Below are 22258 nucleotides of genomic sequence, written 5' to 3' on the forward strand. Positions count from 1 at the left end.
GCTGGGGCTGCTGCTGACCGGCCTGCTGAGCCGCTGGGTCGCTGCGCAATGGCCCGGCGCCGACGTGCCCTGGCTGGTGGCACCCCTCGGCGCCAGCGCGGTGCTGGTGTTCGCGGTACCGGCCAGCCCGCTTGCCCAGCCTTGGTCAGTGGTGGGCGGCAACACCGCCTCGGCGCTGATCGGCATCGCCTGCGCGCATCTGATCCCGGACCCGGCGTGGGCCGGCGCAATCGCGGTGGGGCTGGCGATCGCCGCGATGTTCGCGCTGCGCTGCCTGCACCCGCCGGGCGGGGCGATGGCGCTGCTGACGGCGTTGGCCGGCATCGGCTCGTTCGGTTTTGCGTGGTTCCCGGCCTGCGTCAATTCCGTGCTGCTCGTGCTGGCCGGCGCCGCCTACAACAGCGCGACGCGACGCCCCTATCCGCACGCCCAGCTGGCGACGCCGCCCGGGCCGGGCGGCGACGAGACCCACCGCTTCAGCGACGCCGACCTCGACGCGGTGCTGGAGCGCTATGGCCAGGTGATCGATGTGAGCCGCGACGACCTGGTCGCGCTGCTGCATGCGGCCGAGGGCGAGGCCTACCGTCGGCGTTTCGGTGCGACGCTCTGCGCCGACATCATGACGCGCGAGGTCGTGACGGTGTCATTCGGCACCGAGCTGCAGGACGCCTGGGCGCTGCTGCGCGAGCACCGCATCAAGGCGCTGCCGGTGGTCGACCGGGCGCGGCGTGTGGTCGGCATCGTGACGCTGGCGGATTTCCTGCGCCATGCCGACCTGGATGTCCACGAGGCTGGTCGGCGCGTCTGCGCAGCTTCATCCGCCGTACGCCGGCCACGCACAGCGACAAGCCGGAGGTGGTGGGGCAGATCATGACGCGCCAGGTGCGCGTCGCCAGCGAGGACCGCCCGGTGGCCGAGCTGGTGCCACTGTTCGCGCAGGGAGGGCACCACCACATTCCGATCGTCGGGCCGGAGGCGCGACTCGTCGGCATGCTGACGCAGTCCGACGTGGTGTCGGCCCTGTCGCGTGTGGGCTGAAGGCGCCGCGGCGCCGACTCAGGCCTCGGCGAGCAGCTTGTCGAGCAGGCGGTGCAGTTCGGCGAAATCGGGCTCGCCGACGTAGCGCTTGACGATCTCGCCGCGCTTGTTGATGAGCACACTGGTGGGCGTCAGCTGGACGTCACCGAAGCCGCGGGCGATGGCGCCGTCATGATCGATCGCCACACTGAAGGGCAGTTTGCGGGTCTCGGTGAAGTTGACCACGTAGGCCGGCGGGTCATAGCTCATCGCCACGGCCAGCGTTTCGTAGCCGCGGGCCTTGAACTTCTCGTGGGTGGCGGCAAGATCCGGCATCTCCTTCACGCAGGTCACGCAGCTCGTGGCCCAGAAGTTCACCAGCACCACCTTGCCGCGCCACTGTTCGCTGCGATGCTGCGAGCCGTCGAGCAGTGTGTAGGCCACGTCCGGGACAGCCTGCTTGCCGGTCAGTGCCAGCGTGGCGGCGATGCCGATTGCCAGGACGGCGGCCGCGGCCGCAACATAGCGCATCAATTTCATGGAGGTGTCCGATGGATCGTCGTGAGTTTACGGGGCAGCTCGTCGCCGGCATGGCGTTGTGGATCTGCGCCGCGCAGGCGCGGGCGCTATCCCTCAGTGACGCCGATGCCAGCGCCGGCTTGAAGGCGGCGCTGGAGCGCGGGGCCGAAGTGGCCGTGAGCCTGCTCGGCAAGACCGATGGATTCCTCGGCAATCCGAAAGTTCGCATCCCGCTGCCGTCGGGCCTGGACAGCGCCGCCAAACTGATGAAGAGCCTGGGCCAGGGCAAGAAGGTCGACGAACTGGTGACCGCCATGAACCGCGCCGCGGAGGCCGCCGTGCCGGAGTCCAAGCAACTGCTCAGCAATGCCGTCAAGCAGATGTCGGTCGATGACGCCAAGAAGATACTCACCGGCGGCGACACCTCGGTGACGAACTTCTTCGCCGAGAAGACGCGCATGCCGCTCGGTGAGAAGTTCCTGCCGATCGTCACGCGGCAGACCGAGAAGGTCGACCTCGCCAACAAGTACAACGCGGTGGCCGCCAAGGCGTCGGGCTTCGGTCTGGTGAAGAAGGAGGACGCCAACGTGCAGCAGTACGTGACCGGCAAGGCGCTCGACGGCCTCTACCTGATGATCGGCGAGGAGGAGAAGAAGATCCGGCAGGACCCGGTGGGCACCGGGAGCGCGATCCTGAAGAAGGTGTTCGGCGCGCTGTAGGCGCGCACCCTCAGTACTGCTTCGAGAGCTCGAACACCAGCGCGGACGGCAGCGACTGGTGCAGACCGTCCCGGCCCACCCGCGCGTGGTTCATGCCGTTGAAGCCCGAGATCTCGAAGGCGTTGCCCTCCTCGGCGATCTCGATGAAGGAGAAGCCGGGCAGCTCGGCGCGGATCTCCTCGGCCAGCTGGTCGAGGCGCTCGCCGCGCAGCACGGCCTCGAACACGATGGCATGCGGCCAGCCTTCGCGACAAAAGTCGACCGCCTCGTCGACCGACCCGACAAAGTCGATCACCAGCCCCATGTTGGCGATGGCCTCGCGCACCAGCAGCCGCATTTCACGGCGGGCCGACACCACCAGCACCTGGTTGCCCGCCAGTGGCTTGGAATTCAGCGTCGATGCATCGCCATGATCGAGCTCGACGGCGCTCATGCCTTCGACGGGGTCGCTGACGGTGCGCGGGAACTCCAGCGCCAGTGTCACGTGGGTCTCGTCGGTGTCGCAGTGCAGCGCCAGGCCCATCGACTGAGCGATCTGTCCCACCAGATGCCAGTTCAGCGACTCGAGCGTGGCGCCGTCGGTCGGCTCGAGGGCAAAACTGCAGGACACCCGGCCGTGTGGCGGCCAGTCCTTCTGGTCGACGCGGAAATCGATGCTCGTGCGGGCGCCCTCGGCCGCCCAGTCGAGCACCGCGTTGAGCAGGCTGAACAACAGCGCCGGATCGACCAGCACCTCGATGGCGCGCGTGCTCTGCCGTACCTGGATGCCGCGGGCGTTGACCTCGCGTGCGCGGTGCGTGAGCACCGCCTGCAGCGTCTGGGCGAGGTCGAGCCGCTCGTGGGACTGGCGCAGCCGCTTCGAGGCGAACCGCGACAGCTGCTGGCCGACCATGCCGACGCGGCGTGCGCGTTCGATCTCGGCGCGCAGCACCCGCAGGCCTTCGCGGTCGATCTTGCCGGTGGTGGTGAGCTGGATCACGCGCTCGAGCGCCGTCGTCAGCGGCCCGGCCACGTCCCGCCCGATCTGCGCGACGATCTCGCGCCAGGCCTCCAGGGGCTCGGCTTCGGTGGTGGCGCGGGTGAGCGAGGGGCGAGCGGTCATGTTCGTTCTGTTGTGTGCGGCCATGCTCGGAAGCACGCGGCCGGGAAGCCCGACACTTCCTGCTGTCGATTGTCCGAGCGTTTCTTCACGCAGCCCAGCACTTTGTGACGTTCATGCGTGCTGCCCCCCTGACTCAGGGGCGTGGCGGGCCAAGCGCGCCGCGCTCGCGCGCCGCGGCGATGGCGGCCGCGTCCCAGCCCAGCCAGTCGACCAGCACGTCGTCGCCGTGCTGGTCGAGCAGGGGCGGCGGCCGGCGCGTCTGCGCCGGCGTGGCCGACAGCTTGAGTGGGCTGGCGACCAGTCGCAGCGTGTCGGTCAGCGGGTGGTCGACCGGCTCGACCATGCCGCGTGCCAGCACCTGGGGGTCGGCGAACACCTGGTCGAGCGCGTTGATCGGTCCGCAGGGCAGCTTCGCCGCCTCCAGGGCCGCCAGCCAGTCGTCGCGCCGACGCTGTCGCATCAGCGCGGCGAGCACCGGCACCAGCGCGGCGCGATGGCGCACCCGGTCGGCGTTGGTCGCGAAGCGCGGATCGGCGGCCAGCTCGGGCCGCCCGGCGACCTCGCAGAAGCGGGTGAACTGCGCATCGTTGCCGATCGCCAGGATCACGTGGCCATCGGCGACCTCGAACACCTGATAGGGCACGATGTTCTGGTGCGCGTTGCCGGCGCGTCCTGGCACCTGACCGCTCACGAGGTAGTTGGCGCCCAGGTTGGCCAGCATCGCCACCTGCGTGTCGAGCAGCGCCATATCGATGTGCTGGCCCTCGCCGCGACGGAAGCCCTCGGCGTCGCGGTGCCGCAGGGCCGCGAGGATGCCGACGCTGGCATACAGGCCGGTGAACAGGTCGGCGACCGCCACGCCCACCTTTGCGGGCCACCGCCGGGCAGGTCGTCCCGTTCGCCGGTCAGGCTCATCAGGCCGCCCAGCCCTTGCACCGCGTAGTCGTAGCCGGCACGCTCGTGATAGGGGCCGGTCTGGCCGTAGCCGGTGATCGAGCAGTAGACCAGCTGCGGGTTCAGGGCGTGCAGCGTCACGAAGTCGAGGCCGTAGCGCGCCATGTCGCCGACCTTGTAGTTCTCGACCAGCACATCGGCCTGCAGTACCAGGGCGCGCACCAGCGCCTGGCCGTCAGGGTGTGCGAGGTCTATCGCGATCGAGCGCTTGTTGCGGTTCGCGCCCAGGAAATAGGCCGATTCGCTGCTTTCGGCGCCGTGTCGGTCGTGCAGGAAGGGCGGGCCCCAACCGCGCGTGTCGTCGCCGCTACCGGGCCGCTCGACCTTCACCACGTCGGCGCCCAGGTCGCCGAGCAGCTGCGTGCACCAGGGCCCGGCCAGCACGCGCGACAGGTCCAGCACGCGCAGGCCGGCCAGTGAGAGAGGGGTGGGAGCGAGGGCCATGCCGCGATTCTGATGCGGTGCGCGCGGCATCCGGATAATGCGGCGATGTCGTTGCGACCCGTCGTGTGTGCCTGGGTGGCGGGTCTCTCCGCTCTGGCGGCGGCCTGCGCGCCTTCGCTCGACTGGCGCGAGGTGCGACCGGACGAGGCCGGCTTGATGATGTTGATGCCTTGCAAGCCGGAGCAGCGGACCCGTCAGCTGGTCCTGGTTGGGCGCCCGGTCCAGATGCGGGTTCTGGGCTGCACCGCGGATGGAACGACCTGGGGCCTGAGCACCGCCGACCTGGCTGACCCGGCGCTCGTCGGCCCGGCGCTGGCGGAGTTGCGTGCGGCGCGACGGCTCAATCTCGACGGAACCGAGACGGCGGTGAAGGCGGCACAGGTCGGTGGCATGACGCCGCAGGCGCAGGCGGTTCGGTTCAGCCTTGCCGGCAAGCTCCCGGACGGCACGTCGCTGACCGATCAATCGCTGCTGTTCGCGCACGGCACGCGTGTGTTCCATGCCGCCGCTTTGGGCGGGAAGCCGTCGGCGCAGGAGCTCGAGACTTTCTTCGACGGTCTGAAACTTCAGAAGTGACAGGGTCCGAAAGGTCCGATCCGGGGCAGGGTGGCTGCGCACGATGTACAAACGCGGCTTGCCAGACTCTGTCCGATGCTGTCGTGCCGGTCCGGGCCTGAACCCATAATCTCCCGACATGGCCGGACTGTTCATCATTGCGCACGCTCCACTGGCTTCGGCGCTCAAGGCCGCGGCGGGACATGCTTTTCCGGAGGCGCTGTCGGTGGTCGAGGCGCTCGACGTGACGCCGCAGCTGACGCCGGAGGAGATCGAGGCGCAGGCGCGCATCCTGCTCGAGCGCTCGCTGTCGGTGCCGGGGAGGCGCGAGGCACTGATCCTGACCGATGTGTTCGGCGCGACGCCGTGCAACGTGGCCCAGCGGCTGGCCGATGGCGTGCGCGTCAAGATCGTCACCGGCGCCAACGTGCCTATGCTGTGGCGCACGATGAACTATGTGGACCAGCCGCTTGACATGCTCGTGGCGCGCGCGCTGGCCGGCGCGACGCAGGGTGTGCTGCAGGTGGCGCCGGCCCGACCGCAGAACCAAGCACAGAACGTGGGAGCCCGACCCGGCGATGATTTCAACGCGCATCAGCATCAGCAATAAGCTCGGCCTGCACGCGCGGGCCTCGGCCAAGCTCACGAAGCTGGCGGGTAGCTACCCTTGCGAAGTCTTCCTCAGTCGCGGACAGCGGCGCGTCAATGCCAAGAGCATCATGGGCGTCATGATGCTGGCGGCCGGCATCGGCACCGAGATCGAGGTCGAGACCTCCGGCGACCAGGAGCGCGAGGCGATGGACGCCCTGCTGCTGCTGATCAACGACAAGTTCGGCGAGGGTGAGTAGGCTTCAGCTGCCGAGGAAGTGTCGGCGGTACTTGAGCGGCAGGTCGTCGATGCGCATCAGCATCGGCAGGTCGGCGGTGTTGAAGTCGGGGTCCCACGCGGGTGCCCCCAGCACCTTGGCGCCGCAGCGCAGATAGCCCTTGATCAACGGCGGCGGTTCGACGGCGAGCCGCCGATCGAGTTCGTCCACGGGCAGCGGCAGTCGCGGGCGCACCTGCCATTCGATCGGTGCCAGGTGGGTATGGCGCAGCTGCTCCCACAGGCTGGCCGCCACATGGCCGCCATCGCGCATGCTGACGCTGGCGCAGCCGATCATCGTGTCGAGCTCGTTGCGGACCATGAACTCGGCCAGCGCGCCCCATAGTGCGAGGATGGCGCCACCCGAACGGTGGTCGGCATGCACGCAGGAGCGGCCCAGCTCGACCATCTTGCTACGCAGTGGGCGCAGGCGCGTGAGGTCGAACTCCGTTTCGCTGTACAGCCCGCCGATGCGCTGCGCGGCCGCCGGCGTCAGGACGCGGTAGGTACCGATCACCCGGCCCGGTTCACTGCGGGTGCCGACCGTGCGCACCAGCAGGTGCTCGCAGAAGGTGTCATAGACGTCGATGTCCAGTCCCGGCGGCGTACCAACGGGCGGTGACAGGCGGGCCCCCATCTCCTCGACGAAGATCTGGTACCTCAGACGCTGCGCTTCGCGAACCTCGCTCTCATCGCGCGCCCAAACCACGTCCAGTCCACGCTGGCTGGCTGAGGGGAGGGCCTCGCTGTCGGGTCGTCGAAGTGACCTCCGAGGCGCGCGCAGCTCCAGGCTCGGAATCTCCTGCAGCGGCAGTGTCGGCAGCGGCAAGTCCCTCATGTTTCGCTCCTTGTTCGGCAATGGCGACGAGCTTGAGTCAGCCGCGTGACGACGCGATGTAGCTCCGATGACGCGCCGATGACACGCGCACAGGGTCCGGGTCGATGTGCGCCGTGGTAACCCCTGCCGGCAGCTGGACGGGCCGCTGCTACGATCGATTCATGAGCCTGCAGATGTTCGGAATTCCGGTCTCGCGCGGCGTGGCCATTGGCCGCGCCGTGCTGGTCGCGTCCAGTCGCGTGGACGTGGCCCACTACTTCATCGAGCCGGCGCAGGTCGAGCGCGAGATCGCGCGGCTGCTGCAGGCGCGCGACGCGGTGGCGGCCGAGCTCGGCGGCCTCCAGCGCGACCTGCCAGAGGACGCGCCCGCGGAACTGTCCGCGCTGCTCGACGTGCACCTGATGCTGCTGCACGACGAGGCGCTGACCGGCGCCACGTCGCAATGGGTGCACGAGCGGCACTACAACGCGGAATGGGCGCTGTCGGCCCAGCTGGAAGTGCTGGCGCGGCATTTCGACGACATGGAAAATGATTACCTGCGTGAGCGCAAGGCCGACCTTGAACAGGTGGTCGAGCGCTTGTTGCGTGTGCTGATGCACGACAGCAGCGCCGTACCGCCGTCGATCGGAGTCAACCCGCGCGACTTCGCCGGCGAGGACCCGCTGGTGCTGGTGGCCAACGACATCGCGCCGGCCGACATGCTGCAATTCAAGCGCAGCGTCTTCACCGGTTTTGTCACCGACGTCGGCGGCAAGACCTCGCACACGGCCATCGTCGCCCGCAGCCTCGACATTCCGGCGGTGGTGGGGGCCCGTGAGGCCAGCCGCATCATCCGGCAGGATGACTGGGTGGTGATCGACGGTGACGCCGGAGTCGTGATTGTCGATCCGTCGTCGATCGTGCTGGAGGAATACCGCTTTCGCCAGCGGCAGAGCGAACTGGAGCGTGTGCGGCTTACGCGCCTGCGGCATACACCCGCCGTCACGCTGGACGGTGAGCGGGTCGAGCTGTTTGCCAATATCGAGCTCCCTGGCGACGCGGCCGCGGCACTGGAGGCCGGGGCGGTCGGCGTCGGGCTGTTTCGTAGCGAGTTCCTCTTCATGAACCGGACCGACGACCTGCCCGGCGAGGATGAGCAGTACCAGGCGTACTGCGCAGTGGTCGATGCGATGAAAGGTCTGCCGGTGACGATCCGGACGGTCGATATTGGCGCCGACAAGCCGCTCGACCGGATGTCGGCCCACGAACTGCGGCACGAGCATGCGCTCAACCCGCGCTCGGCTTGCGCGCGATCCGCTGGAGCCTGTCCGAGCCCAGCATGTTCCGCCAGCAGCTGCGCGCCATCCTGCGCGCCAGTGCGCATGGTCAGGTGCGTTTGCTGGTGCCGATGCTCGCGCACGAGTCCGAGATTCGCGGCACTTTCGATGCGCTGGCGCGCGCGAAGCAGCAGTTGACGGAATCAGGGCGCGCGTTCGGCGATGTCCAGGTGGGCGCGATGATCGAAGTGCCCGCCGCGGCGTTGATGATCGATCGCTTTCTCGATGCCTTCGATTTCGTGTCGCTCGGCACCAATGATCTGATCCAGTACACGCTGGCCATCGACCGAGCCGATGAGGCCGTCGCCCACCTGTACGATCCCTGGCACCCCGCCGTGCTGGAGCTCGTCGCCAGAACCATTCGCGCAGCAAGAGCGCGCGGCAGGGCGGTCAGCGTGTGCGGAGAGATGGCCGGTGACCCGAGCTTCACTTCTGTCCTGCTGGCCATGGGCCTGCGCAGCTTTTCCATGCACCCGTCGCAGATCGCTGCGATCAAGCAGCAGATCCTGCGCACGGACACGCGGCGGCTGAGCGATCTGCTGTTGGGGGCCAGGAGCGACGCTCCGACGTTCACGCCGCTGCGGAACGGCGGGGGCGTGGCGGCGACGCCCCCGCGGCCTTGAAGACTGCATCAACAATTTCGTCGACGACCTTGCGCGGCGGAAAAACTTCGTGCTACAGTAGCTGTCTTCGCTGAACACAGCGCCTCGCCGGAAACGGCAGAGAAGGTGTGAAAAGCAAGAGAAAATAAGAAAAGCTGAGCGGTTGACAAGGTTTTAAAATCAAGTCATAATCTCGCTTCTCTGCTGGCAACAAGTCAGCAACGCCGAAAGGCGACGCTCTTTAACAAATGACAGCCGATAAGCGTGGGCGTTTGAAGGCGAGTGCCAAGAGTCTTGTGAGTAATCGCAAGATTCGAGGTCTCAAGGACCTTAAACGCTCACTGAATTGAATTTTCATGCAAGTGAAGTTCACTTCAATTCTTTGAGTAATTTATCAAGATCGAACTGAAGAGTTTGATCCTGGCTCAGATTGAACGCTGGCGGCATGCCTTACACATGCAAGTCGAACGGCAGCACGGGAGCAATCCTGGTGGCGAGTGGCGAACGGGTGAGTAATACATCGGAACGTGCCCAGTTGTGGGGGATAGCCCGGCGAAAGCCGGATTAATACCGCATACGACCTACGGGTGAAAGCGGGGGATCGCAAGACCTCGCGCTATTGGAGCGGCCGATGTCGGATTAGCTAGTTGGTGGGGTAAAAGCCTACCAAGGCTACGATCCGTAGCTGGTCTGAGAGGACGACCAGCCACACTGGGACTGAGACACGGCCCAGACTCCTACGGGAGGCAGCAGTGGGGAATTTTGGACAATGGGCGCAAGCCTGATCCAGCCATGCCGCGTGCGGGAAGAAGGCCTTCGGGTTGTAAACCGCTTTTGTCAGGGAAGAAACGGTTTGGGCTAATACCCCGAACTAATGACGGTACCTGAAGAATAAGCACCGGCTAACTACGTGCCAGCAGCCGCGGTAATACGTAGGGTGCAAGCGTTAATCGGAATTACTGGGCGTAAAGCGTGCGCAGGCGGCTTTGCAAGACAGATGTGAAATCCCCGGGCTCAACCTGGGAACTGCATTTGTGACTGCAAGGCTGGAGTGCGGCAGAGGGGGATGGAATTCCGCGTGTAGCAGTGAAATGCGTAGATATGCGGAGGAACACCGATGGCGAAGGCAATCCCCTGGGCCTGCACTGACGCTCATGCACGAAAGCGTGGGGAGCAAACAGGATTAGATACCCTGGTAGTCCACGCCCTAAACGATGTCAACTGGTTGTTGGACGGCTTGCTGTTCAGTAACGAAGCTAACGCGTGAAGTTGACCGCCTGGGGAGTACGGCCGCAAGGTTGAAACTCAAAGGAATTGACGGGGACCCGCACAAGCGGTGGATGATGTGGTTTAATTCGATGCAACGCGAAAAACCTTACCTACCCTTGACATGTCTAGAAGTTACCAGAGATGGTTTCGTGCTCGAAAGAGAACTAGAACACAGGTGCTGCATGGCCGTCGTCAGCTCGTGTCGTGAGATGTTGGGTTAAGTCCCGCAACGAGCGCAACCCTTGTCATTAGTTGCTACGTAAGGGCACTCTAATGAGACTGCCGGTGACAAACCGGAGGAAGGTGGGGATGACGTCAGGTCATCATGGCCCTTATGGGTAGGGCTACACACGTCATACAATGGCCGGTACAGAGGGCTGCCAACCCGCGAGGGGGAGCCAATCCCAGAAAACCGGTCGTAGTCCGGATCGCAGTCTGCAACTCGACTGCGTGAAGTCGGAATCGCTAGTAATCGCGGATCAGCTTGCCGCGGTGAATACGTTCCCGGGTCTTGTACACACCGCCCGTCACACCATGGGAGCGGGTTCTGCCAGAAGTAGTTAGCCTAACCGCAAGGAGGGCGATTACCACGGCAGGGTTCGTGACTGGGGTGAAGTCGTAACAAGGTAGCCGTATCGGAAGGTGCGGCTGGATCACCTCCTTTCTGGAAATAGCACTCAATTTCTTGCGTCCACACTTATCGGCTGTCTTTGGCGACAGAAATTGAAACGTGACCGGCTTGACGTAACCGCAAGGCCAACGCCTGGTTGACGTGATGAGCGGACCGCAGCGTTTCGTGAATGCATGGGTCTGTAGCTCAGTTGGTTAGAGCACCGTCTTGATAAGGCGGGGGTCGTTGGTTCGAATCCAACCAGACCCACCAATCCATTCCGTGGGGGTGTAGCTCAGCTGGGAGAGCACCTGCTTTGCAAGCAGGGGGTCATCGGTTCGATCCCGTTCACCTCCACCATCAAATTCGATCCCAAGCGTCAGTGGCTTACGGCCCCTGACGCATGCGATCGTCAGATCGTCTGTCGTTCTTTAACAATTCGTAGAGTCAAATCAGAGTTGTCGGCGGAAACCGCTTCATGGCGGACCGTGCCGTCGGCAACATTTTTGATTGCGTCAACAAACTTCAATTCGCAAGAATTTGAAGAAACGGCATAACGCAAATACTCAAATCAGTCCTTGACGATGCTTCTTCAGCGAGGCGTCAAAGTTATAGGGTCAAGTGACTAAGTGCATGTGGTGGATGCCTTGGCGATTACAGGCGATGAAGGACGTGATAGCCTGCGATAAGCTTCGGGGAGCTGGCAAATTAGCTTTGATCCGGAGATTTCCGAATGGGGAAACCCACCCGCAAGGTATCGCATGATGAATACATAGTCATGCGAGGCGAACCGGGTGAACTGAAACATCTCAGTAGCTCGAGGAATAGACATCAACCGAGATTCCGAAAGTAGTGGCGAGCGAAATCGGACCAGCCTGCACGTTTTAGCAGTCGAATTATCAGAACAGTCTGGAAAGGCTGGCCATAGCGGGTGATAGCCCCGTATGAAAAAATTCGGCTGTGGAACTGGGCGTGCGACAAGTAGGGCGGGACACGAGAAATCCTGTCTGAAGATGGGGGGACCATCCTCCAAGGCTAAATACTCGTAATCGACCGATAGTGAACTAGTACCGTGAGGGAAAGGCGAAAAGAACCCCGGGAGGGGAGTGAAATAGATCCTGAAACCGCATGCATACAAAAAGTAGGAGCCCGCAAGGGTGACTGCGTACCTTTTGTATAATGGGTCAGCGACTTACATTCAGTGGCAAGCTTAACCGAATAGGGAAGGCGTAGAGAAATCGAGTCCGAATAGGGCGTTCAGTCGCTGGGTGTAGACCCGAAACCAAGTGATCTATCCATGGCCAGGATGAAGGTGCGGTAACACGCACTGGAGGTCCGAACCGACTAGTGTTGCAAAACTAGCGGATGAGCTGTGGATAGGGGTGAAAGGCTAAACAAACTTGGAAATAGCTGGTTCTCTCCGAAAACTATTTAGGTAGTGCCTCAAGTATTACCATCGGGGGTAGAGCACTGTTATGGCTAGGGGGTCATGGCGACTTACCAAACCATTGCAAACTCCGAATACCGATGAGTACAGCTTGGGAGACAGTGCACCGGGTGCTAACGTCCGGACACAAGAGGGAAACAACCCAGACCGCCAGCTAAGGTCCCTAATATTGGCTAAGTGGGAAACGAAGTGGGAAGGCTAAAACAGTCAGGATGTTGGCTTAGAAGCAGCCATCATTTAAAGAAAGCGTAATAGCTCACTGATCGAGTCGTCCTGCGCGGAAGATGTAACGGGGCTAAGCCAGTAACCGAAGCTGCGGATGTGCGCGTAAGCGTACGTGGTAGGAGAGCGTTCCGTAAGCCTGTGAAGGTGGGTTGTGAAGCCTGCTGGAGGTATCGGAAGTGCGAATGCTGACATGAGTAGCGTTAAAGGGGGTGAAAAGCCCCCTCGCCGAAAGCGCAAGGTTTTCTACGCAACGTTCATCGACGTAGAGTGAGTCGGCCCCTAAGGCGAGGCAGAGATGCGTAGCTGATGGGAAACAGGTCAATATTCCTGTACCGATGTGTAGTGCGATGTGGGGACGGAGAAGGTTAGCTCAGCCGGGTGTTGGATGTCCCGGTTCAAGCGTGTAGTCGTGGTCTCTAGGCAAATCCGGAGATCTTAGATGAGGCGTGATAACGAGGCGGCTTGCCGCTGAAGTGAGTGATACCCTGCTTCCAGGAAAAGCCACTAAGCTCCAGCTACACACGACCGTACCGCAAACCGACACTGGTGCGCGAGATGAGTATTCTAAGGCGCTTGAGAGAACTCTGGAGAAGGAACTCGGCAAATTGACACCGTAACTTCGGAAGAAGGTGTGCCTTTAGTAGGTGATCCCGTACAGGGGGAGCCCAATGAGGCCGCAGAGAATCGGTGGCTGCGACTGTTTATTAAAAACACAGCACTCTGCAAAGACGAAAGTCGACGTATAGGGTGTGACGCCTGCCCGGTGCTGGAAGATTAAATGATGGGGTGCAAGCTCTTGATTGAAGTCCCAGTAAACGGCGGCCGTAACTATAACGGTCCTAAGGTAGCGAAATTCCTTGTCGGGTAAGTTCCGACCTGCACGAATGGCGTAACGATGGCCACACTGTCTCCTCCAGAGACTCAGCGAAGTTGAAATGTTTGTGATGATGCAATCTCCCCGCGGAAAGACGGAAAGACCCCATGAACCTTTACTGTAGCTTTGTATTGGACTTTGAACAGATCTGTGTAGGATAGGTGGGAGGCTTTGAAGCGGTGCCGCTAGGTGTCGTGGAGCCAACGTTGAAATACCACCCTGGTGTGTTTGAGGTTCTAACCTTGGCCCGTTATCCGGGTTGGGGACAGTGCATGGTGGGCAGTTTGACTGGGGCGGTCTCCTCCCAAAGCGTAACGGAGGAGTTCGAAGGTACGCTAGGCACGGTCGGAAATCGTGCTGATAGTGCATAGGCATAAGCGTGCTTGACTGCGAGACTGACAAGTCGAGCAGGTACGAAAGTAGGACTAAGTGATCCGGTGGTTCTGTATGGAAGGGCCATCGCTCAACGGATAAAAGGTACTCTGGGGATAACAGGCTGATACCGCCCAAGAGTTCATATCGACGGCGGTGTTTGGCACCTCGATGTCGGCTCATCTCATCCTGGGGCTGTAGCCGGTCCCAAGGGTATGGCTGTTCGCCATTTAAAGAGGTACGTGAGCTGGGTTTAAAACGTCGTGAGACAGTTTGGTCCCTATCTTCCGTGGGCGCTGCAGATTTGAGGAAGCCTGCTCCTAGTACGAGAGGACCGGAGTGGACGCACCTCTGGTGTATCGGTTGTCACGCCAGTGGCATTGCCGAGTAGCTAAGTGCGGAAGAGATAACCGCTGAAAGCATCTAAGCGGGAAACTCGTTTCAAGATGAGATCTGCCGGGGCCTTGAGCCCCCTGAAGAGTCGTTCGAGACCAGGACGTTGATAGGCCGGGTGTGGAAGCGCAGTAATGCGTTAAGCTAACCGGTACTAATTGCTCGTGAGGCTTGACCCTATAATTTTGACGACGATTTGAGTTGTCGACTGTTATGCCGTGATAGCGCAATCAAAATCTGATAAGACTCTACGAATTGGCTGTGTTGCTCTGTGAGCAGCGCGGTGTCCGGTTAAGCCTGATGACCATAGCGAGGTGGTCCCACTCCTTCCCATCCCGAACAGGACAGTGAAACGCCTCAGCGCCGATGATAGTGCGGGTTCCCGTGTGAAAGTAGGACATTGTCAGGCTAATATTAAGCAGAACGCCCAACCACCATGGTTGGGCGTTTTTGCTTTTGGGCGTCGATATGAATCGTCAAGATTCCTCTGCGCTGTTTTCGATGAGGCGTCGCACTGGCATGGCGTGTCCCGCACAATTGCAGCATGAGCATCCAGACTGACGATTTCGCTTCGTCCTCGCCAGCCGCACGTCGCGTGGTCAGTACAGCACCGGCGTCACCCAATGAGGAGGCGATCGAGCGGGCGCTCCGTCCGAAGGGTCTGGCCGACTACGTGGGTCAGGCCAAGGCCCGTGAGCAGTTGGAGATCTTCATTGGTGCCGCTCGCAAGCGGTCTGAGGCGCTTGACCACGTCCTTCTGTTTGGCCCTCCTGGCCTAGGGAAGACCACGCTCTCGCACATCATCGCGGCCGAACTCGGCGTCAATCTGCGTCAAACCTCGGGCCCGGTGCTCGAGAAGCCCAAGGACCTGGCGGCAATCCTGACCAATCTCGAGCGCAACGATGTCTTGTTCATCGACGAGATCCACCGTCTGTCCCCGGTGGTGGAGGAGATCCTCTACCCTGCACTGGAGGACTATCAGATCGACATCATGATCGGCGAGGGGCCGGCCGCCCGTTCGATCAAGCTCGAGTTGCAGCCCTTCACGCTGATCGGCGCGACGACCCGAGCCGGAATGCTGACGAATCCATTGCGCGATCGCTTCGGCATCGTGGCGCGCCTGGAGTTCTATTCGGTCGAGGAGTTGGCCCGCATCGTCACCCGCTCCGCGGGGCTGTTGCAAGTGCCGACCGATACGGCGGGCGGGCTGGAGATCGCCAAGCGCTCACGAGGAACGCCACGCATCGCCAATCGCCTGCTTCGACGAGTGCGCGACTACGCACAGGTAAAGGGCGACGGCCGCATCGATGCCGCGATCGCCGACAAGGCGCTCGCCATGCTCGACGTCGATCCCCAGGGCTTCGATGTGATGGACCGCAAGCTGCTCGAGGCGGTGATTCATCGCTTCGATGGTGGACCGGTCGGCCTCGACAATGTCGCGGCGGCGATCGGTGAGGAGTCCGGCACCATCGAGGACGTGATCGAACCCTATCTGATCCAGCAAGGCTACCTTCAGCGCACGCCGCGCGGTCGCATCGCAACGGCGGCGGCGTACCGCCATCTTGGCGTGTTGCCGCCGACGACCTCCGGCAGCGAGTTGTTCGACGCATAACAACAGGCTCTACCGACCCGCGATATCCGTCAGGGGCGGTCCTTCCCCAACGAGACCTTGCGCCTCGTCTGCCGACGAAGTGGCCAATGTCCATGAACAGGCGATCGACCGCTTGGACGTCGTCGGCGCAAAGCACCGTGCCAGCGCTCGCAAACACCGCTGGGGATCTGGAATCCAGTCGCTACGATGAGGAAGGTGATGCCTCTTTCGTGCGCTCCGGGAGCCTCCCGGACACTGCCACTTTCCAGACCAAGGAGTCCGTCATGGCTATCGACATGGACAAGCTCAATGCCTTCATGGGTCGCTTCGTGGTCGACATCGGCGCCGCCCTGCATGCCGGTACGGTGGTGCTCGGCGACCAGCTCGGTCTGTACAAGGCGCTGGCCGACGGGCCGACGAGCCCGGCCGACCTGGCGAGCCGAACCCAGACCGACGAGCGCTATGTGCGCGAATGGCTGAGCGCTCAGGCGGCGGCCGGCTATGTCGAATACGACGCCGACACCCGGCAGTTCCACATGACCGAAGAGCAGGTGTTCGCGCTGGCCACCGAGGGCAGCCCGGCCTTCGTGCCGGGGGCTTTCCAGGTGGCGCTTGGTGCACTGAAGGCCGTGCCCAAGCTGGCTGGCGTGTTCCGCACCGGACTGGGCTTCGGCTGGCACCAGCACGACCCCTTGCTGTTCCAGGGCACCGAGCGCTTCTTTAGGCCGGGCTATGCGGCCAACCTCGTAAAGAACTGGATCCCCGCCCTCGATGGGGTGGAGTCCTGCCTCAAGTCCGGCGCGCGGGTGGCTGATGTGGGCTGCGGCCACGGCGCCTCCACGATCCTGATGGCACAAGCCTATCCGGAGAGCCGCTTCGTCGGCTTCGATTACCACGCACCGTCGATCGACTGGGCGCGACAGGTGGCGGCCGAGGCGGGCGTCGCCGACCGGGTGAGCTTCGAGGTGGCCTCGGCCAAGGACTTCCCCGGTGGCGACTACGATCTCGTGGCCTTCTTCGATTGCCTGCACGACATGGGTGATCCGGTCGGCGCCTCGCGTCACGTCAGGGCGGCGCTGAAGCCCGGCGGCTGCTGGATGATCGTGGAGCCGTTCGCCCACGATGCGCTGCAGGACAACCTCAACCCGGTCGGCCGCATCTTCTATTCGGCCTCGACGATGATCTGCACGCCCGCCTCGCGTTCACAGGAGGTGGGCCTGGCGCTCGGCGCCCAGGCCGGCGAGCAACGCCTGCGCACGGTCGTCAACGACGGCGGCTTCCGGCAGTTCCGGCGCGCGACCGAAACGCCGTTCAACCTGGTGTTCGAGGCGCGGCCCTAGCCGCCAGGGTCGACGGCGTGCCTCAGTCGAGCCGACCGCGCGCATCGATCGGCCACACCGCCTCGACAACCCCTCGGTCGAGGCCACCGCGCACGGCGACGAGGTGCTCATGCAGGTTGACGGTCGGGTCGCAATGGCCTGGCACCAGCCACACGGTGTCGCCGATCGCCGGCAGCGGCTCGTCGCCGCGCGGGTGCAGCAGGCCGTGCTCATCACCACCATTCCTGAACTCGAAGTTTCGGCCCCACACTGTCGGCAGGCCGGAATCGATCGCGTGCGACTTGTGGCCGGCGTCGACCACCGCATGCGCCGCATGGCGGGCGATCACCTGGCTCCTGACGAACACGGCATGCTCGAAGCGCGGGGACCCGGGCAACGGTGCATTGCGCGCGTAATCGGCGTCCATGAACGCATAGCTGCCCGGTTGGATCTCGCCGTAGACACCGCTGGCGGCCTCGAGCAGGAAGCTGCCGCTGCCGGCGCCCGTGACCAGCGGGCAATCGATGCCGAGGGACGTGACCGCGGCGCGTGCGGCGGTGGCCATCGCGACGGCATGGCGGATCGCCGTTTCCCGCTCGGCGACGCTGCGCAGGTGCTGCGCACCGCCGTGATAGGCCTGCAAGCCGGCGAAGCGCAGGCCATCGTGCGCGACGACCTGACGCGCCAGCGCACCGGCCTCGGCGGCTAGCACGCCGCAGCGGCCCTGGCCGGCGTCGATCTCGACGTAGACGTCGATCTGCCGGCCGCTCGCTTGGATCGCCGCAGCCAGGCGCTCGATGCCGACCACGCTGTCGACCGCGATAGCCAGCTGGACGTCGGACGGCAGCGCCGCCAGCCGCGCCAGCTTGGTGGGTGCGATCACCTCGTTGCTGACGAACACATCGCGCACCCCGCCGGCGGCCAGCGCCAGGGCCTCGCCGACCTTCTGCACGCACACGCCGACCGCGCCGCGGGCGACCTGATGCAGCGCGATCGCCGAACACTTGTGGGTCTTGGCGTGGGGCCGCAGCCGCACGCCGTGCGAGCGGGCAAAGGCGTCCATGGCGGCGAGATTTCGCTCGAAGGCGTCGATTTCCACCACCAGCGCGGGGCTGTCGATCGCGTCAACGGGATCACCGACCCGGGCGGGAGCAGGACGCATCGGGCGAGTCGACTCAGGCCGCGTGGCCGACCTTGTCGCCCGCGGCGGCAGGTTGGCTATCGCGGGCGCCGTCGCTGAACTCATCGTGCTGCAGACCATCGAGGTGCGAGGTGTCGCTCCAGCCGACCAGCGTAAAGCCCTCGGGCGTGTACAGCAGCCGGTTGACCGCGGTGTTGCCGAGCTGCCAGGTGCGCGGCGCGTCGAGGCCAACGCGCGCTGCGGCGCGATACAGACAGTCCATCACGCCGCCGTGCGCCACCAGTGCGATCACCTGGCTCGGATGGCGGCTTGCCAGCCGCTCGGCGGTAGCGATCACGCGCGCGTAGAAGGCACGCAAGGTCTCGCCACCTTCCGGGCCGAAGTCGACATCGCGCGCCCGCCAGCGCGCGCTCTCGGCGGGCCAGTGGGTCTCGATGTCCGCCCAGGTCTGGCCCTCGAACCGACCGAAGGCTCGTTCGCGCAGTCCGCGGTCGGTCCGCACCGCGAGCCCGGCGGCCGCGCCGATGGCGAGTGCGGTGTCATGGGCGCGCGCCAGGTCGCTGGCATAGACCACGTCGAGGCCTTCGCCGCTGAGGGCCTGCGCCACGCGCCCGGCCTGCCAGCGGCCCTTGTCGTTCAGGCCGATGTCGAGCTGGCCCTGGATGCGCGTGTCGACGTTCCACGCGGTCTCGCCGTGGCGTACCGCGACGATGCGGGTGAGTTGCGACTGCGGCATCAGGTGCCGCTCGCGTTCAGACGTGCGTTGAGGCTGTAGCCGCCGCTGAAGGACGCCTCGGCCAGCACATGGCCGCGCATCGCAGCCCGCGCTTGCGCGCCGGTGAAGCTGCCTTCGACTGCGAGCCGTGCGACATCGAGCGCATACAGCGTGAAGATGTAGCGATGCCGCAGCGCGTCGTTGAAGGGCGGGAACGGGCCGTCGTAGCCGTGGTAGCTCCCGCTCATGTCAGCGTTGCCGGCGAACCAGCCGGTGTAGTCGTTGAGTCCGTGGCGGGCGCCGTGCAGTGTGGCCGGGCCGGGCTTGCCACGCACCGTGAAGCCGCGGCTGAACTCGCCCTCCGCCAGCGCGCCCAGCGACGGCGGCAGGTCGACCAGCACCCAGTGGAAGAAATCGACCCGCGGCAGGTCGGCCGGGACTTCCCGGTCGGGCTGGTTCACGTCGTCGCCGCGGCTCGGCACGTCGGGGTCATGGCAGATCAGCGCCAGGCTCTTCGTGCCGGGCGGCACGCCGCTCCAGGCGAACTGCGGCGAGACGTTGTCCGAGAAGCTCACGATGCTCGTGGCGTCGGGCCGGCCGGCCGCGTACTGCTGCGGAATGAGGGCGCCGTCGGCCCAGCTGCTGCTCGTCAACTTCATCGGCGGTCCTGTCGTGCGTGGCCGTCGTGGGTCAGACGCCCCAGACGATCTCTTCGTCGGCGGCGTGCGCGCGTTTCATCATCTCCACCAGCGGCCAGGCCCGCTGGCGCAGGCTCACGCCCTCGCGTGGTGGCAGCGTCTTGCCGTCGGCGCGCGCGTCGGCCTCGGCCTGCTGGCGCGCCTGCTCCTCGGCAAGCACCGCGGACTCGAGCGCGGCAATCGCCCCGGGCATGTCGGCCGGCAGCACGATGCCTTTCGCGCCGGGCTCCTTGCCCATCGTGCGCAGCACGGCATCGCCGATCGGGCCGGTCATGATCACGTCGCCGGCCGCCTTGGACTTGAACTTGTACAGCATGGTTTCGACCTTTCAGGATCGATACAGGTGGTCGCGCTGGAATGGGTAGACCGATTGTGCCCCGCGCACCGGCGTCGCCCCGACCTTCCCATCGGGACGGCTGGCCAGCAACTGGTTCAGCGACATCCAGCCGCGCTCGAAGCCCATCGCGCTGCCCGCCAGATAGAGCCGGTAGGCGTGCACCACGCGCTCGCTGGTCAGCGCACGCGCCGCGTCGAGCCGGGCCTCCAGGGCATCGCTCCAGGCCCACAGCGTGCGGGCGTAGTGGGGGCGCAGGTTCTCGACGTCGAGCGTCTCCAGCCCGGCCTCGGCCATCGCCGCCATCACGTGCGAAACGTGCACCAGTTCGCCGCCCGGGAAGATGTAGCGCTCGACGAAATCGCCGATGCCCGCGCCGAGCTGCTCGTTGTGCAGCCCGCCGGCGGTGATGCCGTGGTTCATCAGCAAGCCGCCGGGCTTCAGCAGTCGCCGGAGCTTGCGGAAGTAGGGCAGCAACTGGGCCCGGCCGACGTGCTCGAACATGCCGATCGAAGCGATCTTGTCGTAGGGCCCGCCGTCCGTGCCGTGCTCGGGCACGTCGCGGTAGTCGCACAGCGCGATGCTCACGCGGTCGGCGAGGCCGCGCTCGGCGATCAGCCGCGTCGCGTAGGCATGCTGCTGCGTCGATAGCGTGATGCCGTGCGCCCGCACGCCATGGTGCTCGGCCGCCCACAACAGCAAGGCGCCCCAGCCGGCGCCGACGTCGAGCAGCCGCTCGCCGGGCCGGAGCATCAGCTTGCGGCACAGCAGCTCCAGCTTGGCTTCCTGCGCCGCCGCGAGGGTGTTCACGCCGTCGGGCCAGTAGGCGCAGGAGTACACGCGCCGTGGGTCCAGCCACAGCGCGTAGAAGTCGTTCGAGACGTCGTAGTGGAACTCGATCTGCTCGCGGTCGCGCCGCGGCTGGTGCCGGGACAGCGAGCGGCTGCTGCGCCGCAGCCGTGACCACCAGCGGGCCGGACCGGCGGCATCGTCCAGTCGCGTCGGGTCGCCAGGCACCAGGGCCGCTGCCACCTCCGCAAGGTCGCGCATCGTGCCGTCGATCTGCAACTGGCCTTCGACGTAAGCCTCGGCCAGCCGGCCGACCTGACCGAGCGCCAGCAGCGGCAGCAAGCGCGCGTCCAGCAGTCGCAGCACGACCGAAGCGTGCTCGGCCCCCACCGCAATGCCCCCCGGCAGCTCGAGGCGTGTCCGCACCGGCAGAGACTGCAGGCGCGCGGACACGGCGGCGATCCAGCGCGCCGGGGCCCCGGATCGCGGTGCGGTGGCGTTGCCATCGATCGACGGCGTGGTCATCGGCTTCAGCGTGCTCATTGGTGATGAACTCCTGACGCTATGCTCGACGCAAATTTACCCAGAATGCGGCGGTGCCGCATCACCCTTGCCAATGAAACTGATTCGTTACGGTATGCCGGGGCGCGAGAAGCCGGGCCTGGTGGATGCCGACGGCGTGCTGCGCGACCTGTCCGGCGTGACGCCGCACCTCGACCTGCCGAGTCTCGGCCTGGCGGGCCTGCAGCGCTTGCGCCGGATCAAACCCGAGAGCCTGCCGCGCGTGCGCGGCATGCCGCGCCTGGGTGTGCCGTTCACCGGCATCAGCAAGCTGGTCGCGATCGGCCTGAACTACAGCGACCATGCTGCCGAGTCCGGCATGCGGGTGCCGACCGAGCCGATCGTCTTCATGAAGGCGACCACCTGCATCACCGGCCCCAACGACCCCATCGAGCTGCCGCCCGGATCCCTGAAGACCGACTGGGAGGTCGAGCTGGGCGTCGTGATCGGAAAGACCGCCAAGCGCGTGTCCGAGGCCCAGGCGCTGGACCACGTGGCCGGCTACTGCGTGGTGAACGACGTAAGCGAGCGCCACTGGCAGGCCGAGCGCGGTGGCACCTGGGACAAAGGCAAGGGCTTCGACAGCTTCGGTCCGATCGGCCCCTGGCTCGTGACGCGCGACGAGGTCCCCGACCCGCAGGTGCTGTCGATGTGGCTGGACGTCAACGGCGCGTCGCGCCAGCGCGGCAACACCGCGACGATGGTGTTCAGCGTGGCGCGGATCATCAGCTATGTCAGCGAATGCATGACGCTGCTGCCCGGCGACGTGATCGCCACCGGCACGCCGCCCGGGGTGGGCCTGGGCATGAAGCCGGTGCCACAGTTCCTGAAGGTCGGCGACGTGGTGAGCCTGGGCATCGAGGGCCTGGGCGCACAGCGCCAGGTGGTCGTCCCCGGGTGAGCAGGGCGATCCGGGCGACGCCGCACCCGACGTGAAAAAGGGCGCCCGCAGGCGCCCTCGTTCGAGAAGTTGAAGCCGGACTCAGGCC

15 protein-coding genes, 2 tRNA genes, 3 rRNA genes and 3 pseudogenes are annotated in these 22258 nt (G+C 64.8%); 14 read left to right on the forward strand and 9 right to left on the reverse strand.

Annotated features, from left to right (window positions below):
- Nucleotides 1-1038 (forward strand): annotated as a pseudogene (locus Y694_RS04325) (HPP family protein); the annotation flags it as partial.
- 18 nt (nucleotides 1039-1056) lie between these two features.
- Here the strand turns inward: Y694_RS04325 and Y694_RS04330 are convergent.
- Nucleotides 1057-1557: a TlpA disulfide reductase family protein gene (locus Y694_RS04330; RefSeq protein ID WP_011827919.1), complete on the reverse strand. Its 501-nt coding sequence runs from the start codon at nucleotides 1555-1557 to the stop codon at nucleotides 1057-1059.
- 11 nt (nucleotides 1558-1568) lie between these two features.
- Between Y694_RS04330 and Y694_RS04335 the strand changes: the two genes are divergently transcribed.
- Nucleotides 1569-2255 (forward strand): DUF4197 domain-containing protein, encoded by a 687-nt coding sequence (locus Y694_RS04335; RefSeq protein WP_036230160.1) that lies wholly within the window; start codon nucleotides 1569-1571, stop codon nucleotides 2253-2255.
- Between the two features lie 10 nt (nucleotides 2256-2265).
- Here the strand turns inward: Y694_RS04335 and Y694_RS04340 are convergent, their stop codons facing one another.
- Together Y694_RS04340 and Y694_RS04345 are read right to left on the reverse strand one after the other, a co-directional pair.
- The gene (locus Y694_RS04340) at nucleotides 2266-3357 is read right to left on the reverse strand and encodes a hypothetical protein (RefSeq protein ID WP_148210867.1); all 1092 of its coding nucleotides are present in this window, start codon (nucleotides 3355-3357) and stop codon (nucleotides 2266-2268) included.
- 133 nt (nucleotides 3358-3490) lie between these two features.
- Nucleotides 3491-4755 (reverse strand): annotated as a pseudogene (locus tag Y694_RS04345) (CaiB/BaiF CoA transferase family protein).
- 45 nt (nucleotides 4756-4800) lie between these two features.
- Here Y694_RS04345 and Y694_RS04350 point away from each other — a divergent pair.
- From Y694_RS04350 to Y694_RS04360, 3 genes are all read left to right on the forward strand, one after another.
- The gene (locus tag Y694_RS04350; protein ID WP_011827923.1) at nucleotides 4801-5331 is read left to right on the forward strand and encodes a hypothetical protein; all 531 of its coding nucleotides are present in this window, start codon (nucleotides 4801-4803) and stop codon (nucleotides 5329-5331) included.
- Nucleotides 5332-5449: 118 nt separating this feature from the next.
- A complete protein-coding gene (locus Y694_RS04355) occupies nucleotides 5450-5920 on the forward strand; it encodes a PTS sugar transporter subunit IIA (RefSeq protein WP_011827924.1) in 471 nt (156 codons plus the stop codon).
- The gene (locus Y694_RS04360) at nucleotides 5889-6158 is read left to right on the forward strand and encodes an HPr family phosphocarrier protein (protein WP_011827925.1); all 270 of its coding nucleotides are present in this window, start codon (nucleotides 5889-5891) and stop codon (nucleotides 6156-6158) included. The genes Y694_RS04355 and Y694_RS04360 overlap by 32 nt, the downstream gene beginning before the upstream one ends.
- Nucleotides 6159-6161: 3 nt before the next feature.
- On the opposite strand, the gene Y694_RS04365 is transcribed toward Y694_RS04360, so the two are convergent.
- Nucleotides 6162-7013, reverse strand: a complete 852-nt coding sequence (locus Y694_RS04365) for a GNAT family N-acetyltransferase (protein WP_036230161.1) — start codon at nucleotides 7011-7013, stop codon at nucleotides 6162-6164.
- Between the two features lie 161 nt (nucleotides 7014-7174).
- Here Y694_RS04365 and ptsP point away from each other — a divergent pair.
- The 8 genes and pseudogenes from ptsP to Y694_RS04405 all read left to right on the forward strand — a co-directional run bounded on the left by ptsP (nucleotide 7175) and on the right by Y694_RS04405 (nucleotide 17052).
- Nucleotides 7175-8952, forward strand: a pseudogene (ptsP, locus tag Y694_RS04370) (phosphoenolpyruvate--protein phosphotransferase).
- A 381-nt stretch (nucleotides 8953-9333) separates the two neighbouring features.
- Nucleotides 9334-10864 (forward strand): 16S ribosomal RNA (locus Y694_RS04375).
- A 142-nt stretch (nucleotides 10865-11006) separates the two neighbouring features.
- Nucleotides 11007-11083, forward strand: a tRNA-Ile gene (locus tag Y694_RS04380).
- A gap of 11 nt (nucleotides 11084-11094) precedes the next feature.
- Nucleotides 11095-11170 (forward strand) — tRNA-Ala (locus Y694_RS04385).
- 255 nt (nucleotides 11171-11425) lie between these two features.
- Nucleotides 11426-14300, forward strand: a 23S ribosomal RNA gene (locus Y694_RS04390).
- A gap of 117 nt (nucleotides 14301-14417) precedes the next feature.
- A 5S ribosomal RNA gene (rrf, locus tag Y694_RS04395) occupies nucleotides 14418-14530 on the forward strand.
- The 16S, 23S and 5S rRNA genes sit together here with 2 tRNA genes alongside, the layout of an rRNA operon.
- A 135-nt stretch (nucleotides 14531-14665) precedes the next feature.
- On the forward strand, nucleotides 14666-15733 hold the full coding sequence (ruvB, locus tag Y694_RS04400; protein ID WP_011827928.1) for a Holliday junction branch migration DNA helicase RuvB: 1068 nt from the start codon (nucleotides 14666-14668) through the stop codon (nucleotides 15731-15733).
- Between the two features lie 263 nt (nucleotides 15734-15996).
- Entirely contained in the window at nucleotides 15997-17052 is a 1056-nt protein-coding gene (locus tag Y694_RS04405) for a class I SAM-dependent methyltransferase (RefSeq protein WP_036230162.1), read from the forward strand.
- Nucleotides 17053-17074: 22 nt separating this feature from the next.
- Here Y694_RS04405 and Y694_RS04410 read toward each other — a convergent pair whose 3' ends face one another.
- From Y694_RS04410 to Y694_RS04430, 5 genes are read right to left on the reverse strand one after another with little or no spacing between them, the layout of a single operon-like run.
- On the reverse strand, nucleotides 17075-18193 hold the full coding sequence (locus Y694_RS04410) for a DSD1 family PLP-dependent enzyme (RefSeq protein ID WP_036230163.1): 1119 nt from the start codon (nucleotides 18191-18193) through the stop codon (nucleotides 17075-17077).
- Between the two features lie 13 nt (nucleotides 18194-18206).
- Complete coding sequence (locus Y694_RS04415; protein ID WP_036230164.1) at nucleotides 18207-18908, reverse strand: histidine phosphatase family protein; 702 nt, start codon at nucleotides 18906-18908, stop codon at nucleotides 18207-18209.
- A complete protein-coding gene (locus Y694_RS04420) occupies nucleotides 18908-19546 on the reverse strand; it encodes a YbhB/YbcL family Raf kinase inhibitor-like protein (RefSeq protein ID WP_036230170.1) in 639 nt (212 codons plus the stop codon). The genes Y694_RS04415 and Y694_RS04420 overlap by 1 nt, the downstream gene beginning before the upstream one ends.
- A gap of 31 nt (nucleotides 19547-19577) precedes the next feature.
- Nucleotides 19578-19901 (reverse strand): DUF1840 domain-containing protein, encoded by a 324-nt coding sequence (locus tag Y694_RS04425; protein WP_011827933.1) that lies wholly within the window; start codon nucleotides 19899-19901, stop codon nucleotides 19578-19580.
- 12 nt (nucleotides 19902-19913) lie between these two features.
- Nucleotides 19914-21251: a class I SAM-dependent methyltransferase gene (locus Y694_RS04430; protein WP_081771195.1), complete on the reverse strand. Its 1338-nt coding sequence runs from the start codon at nucleotides 21249-21251 to the stop codon at nucleotides 19914-19916.
- 73 nt (nucleotides 21252-21324) lie between these two features.
- Here Y694_RS04430 and Y694_RS04435 point away from each other — a divergent pair, with 73 nt between their 5' ends.
- Complete coding sequence (locus Y694_RS04435; RefSeq protein WP_036230173.1) at nucleotides 21325-22170, forward strand: fumarylacetoacetate hydrolase family protein; 846 nt, start codon at nucleotides 21325-21327, stop codon at nucleotides 22168-22170.
- The last annotated feature ends 88 nt before the right edge of the window (nucleotides 22171-22258 follow it).

This window comes from Methylibium sp. T29-B, from assembly GCF_000576225.1.
Taxonomy (GTDB): Bacteria; Pseudomonadota; Gammaproteobacteria; order Burkholderiales; family Burkholderiaceae_C; genus Methylibium; species Methylibium petroleiphilum.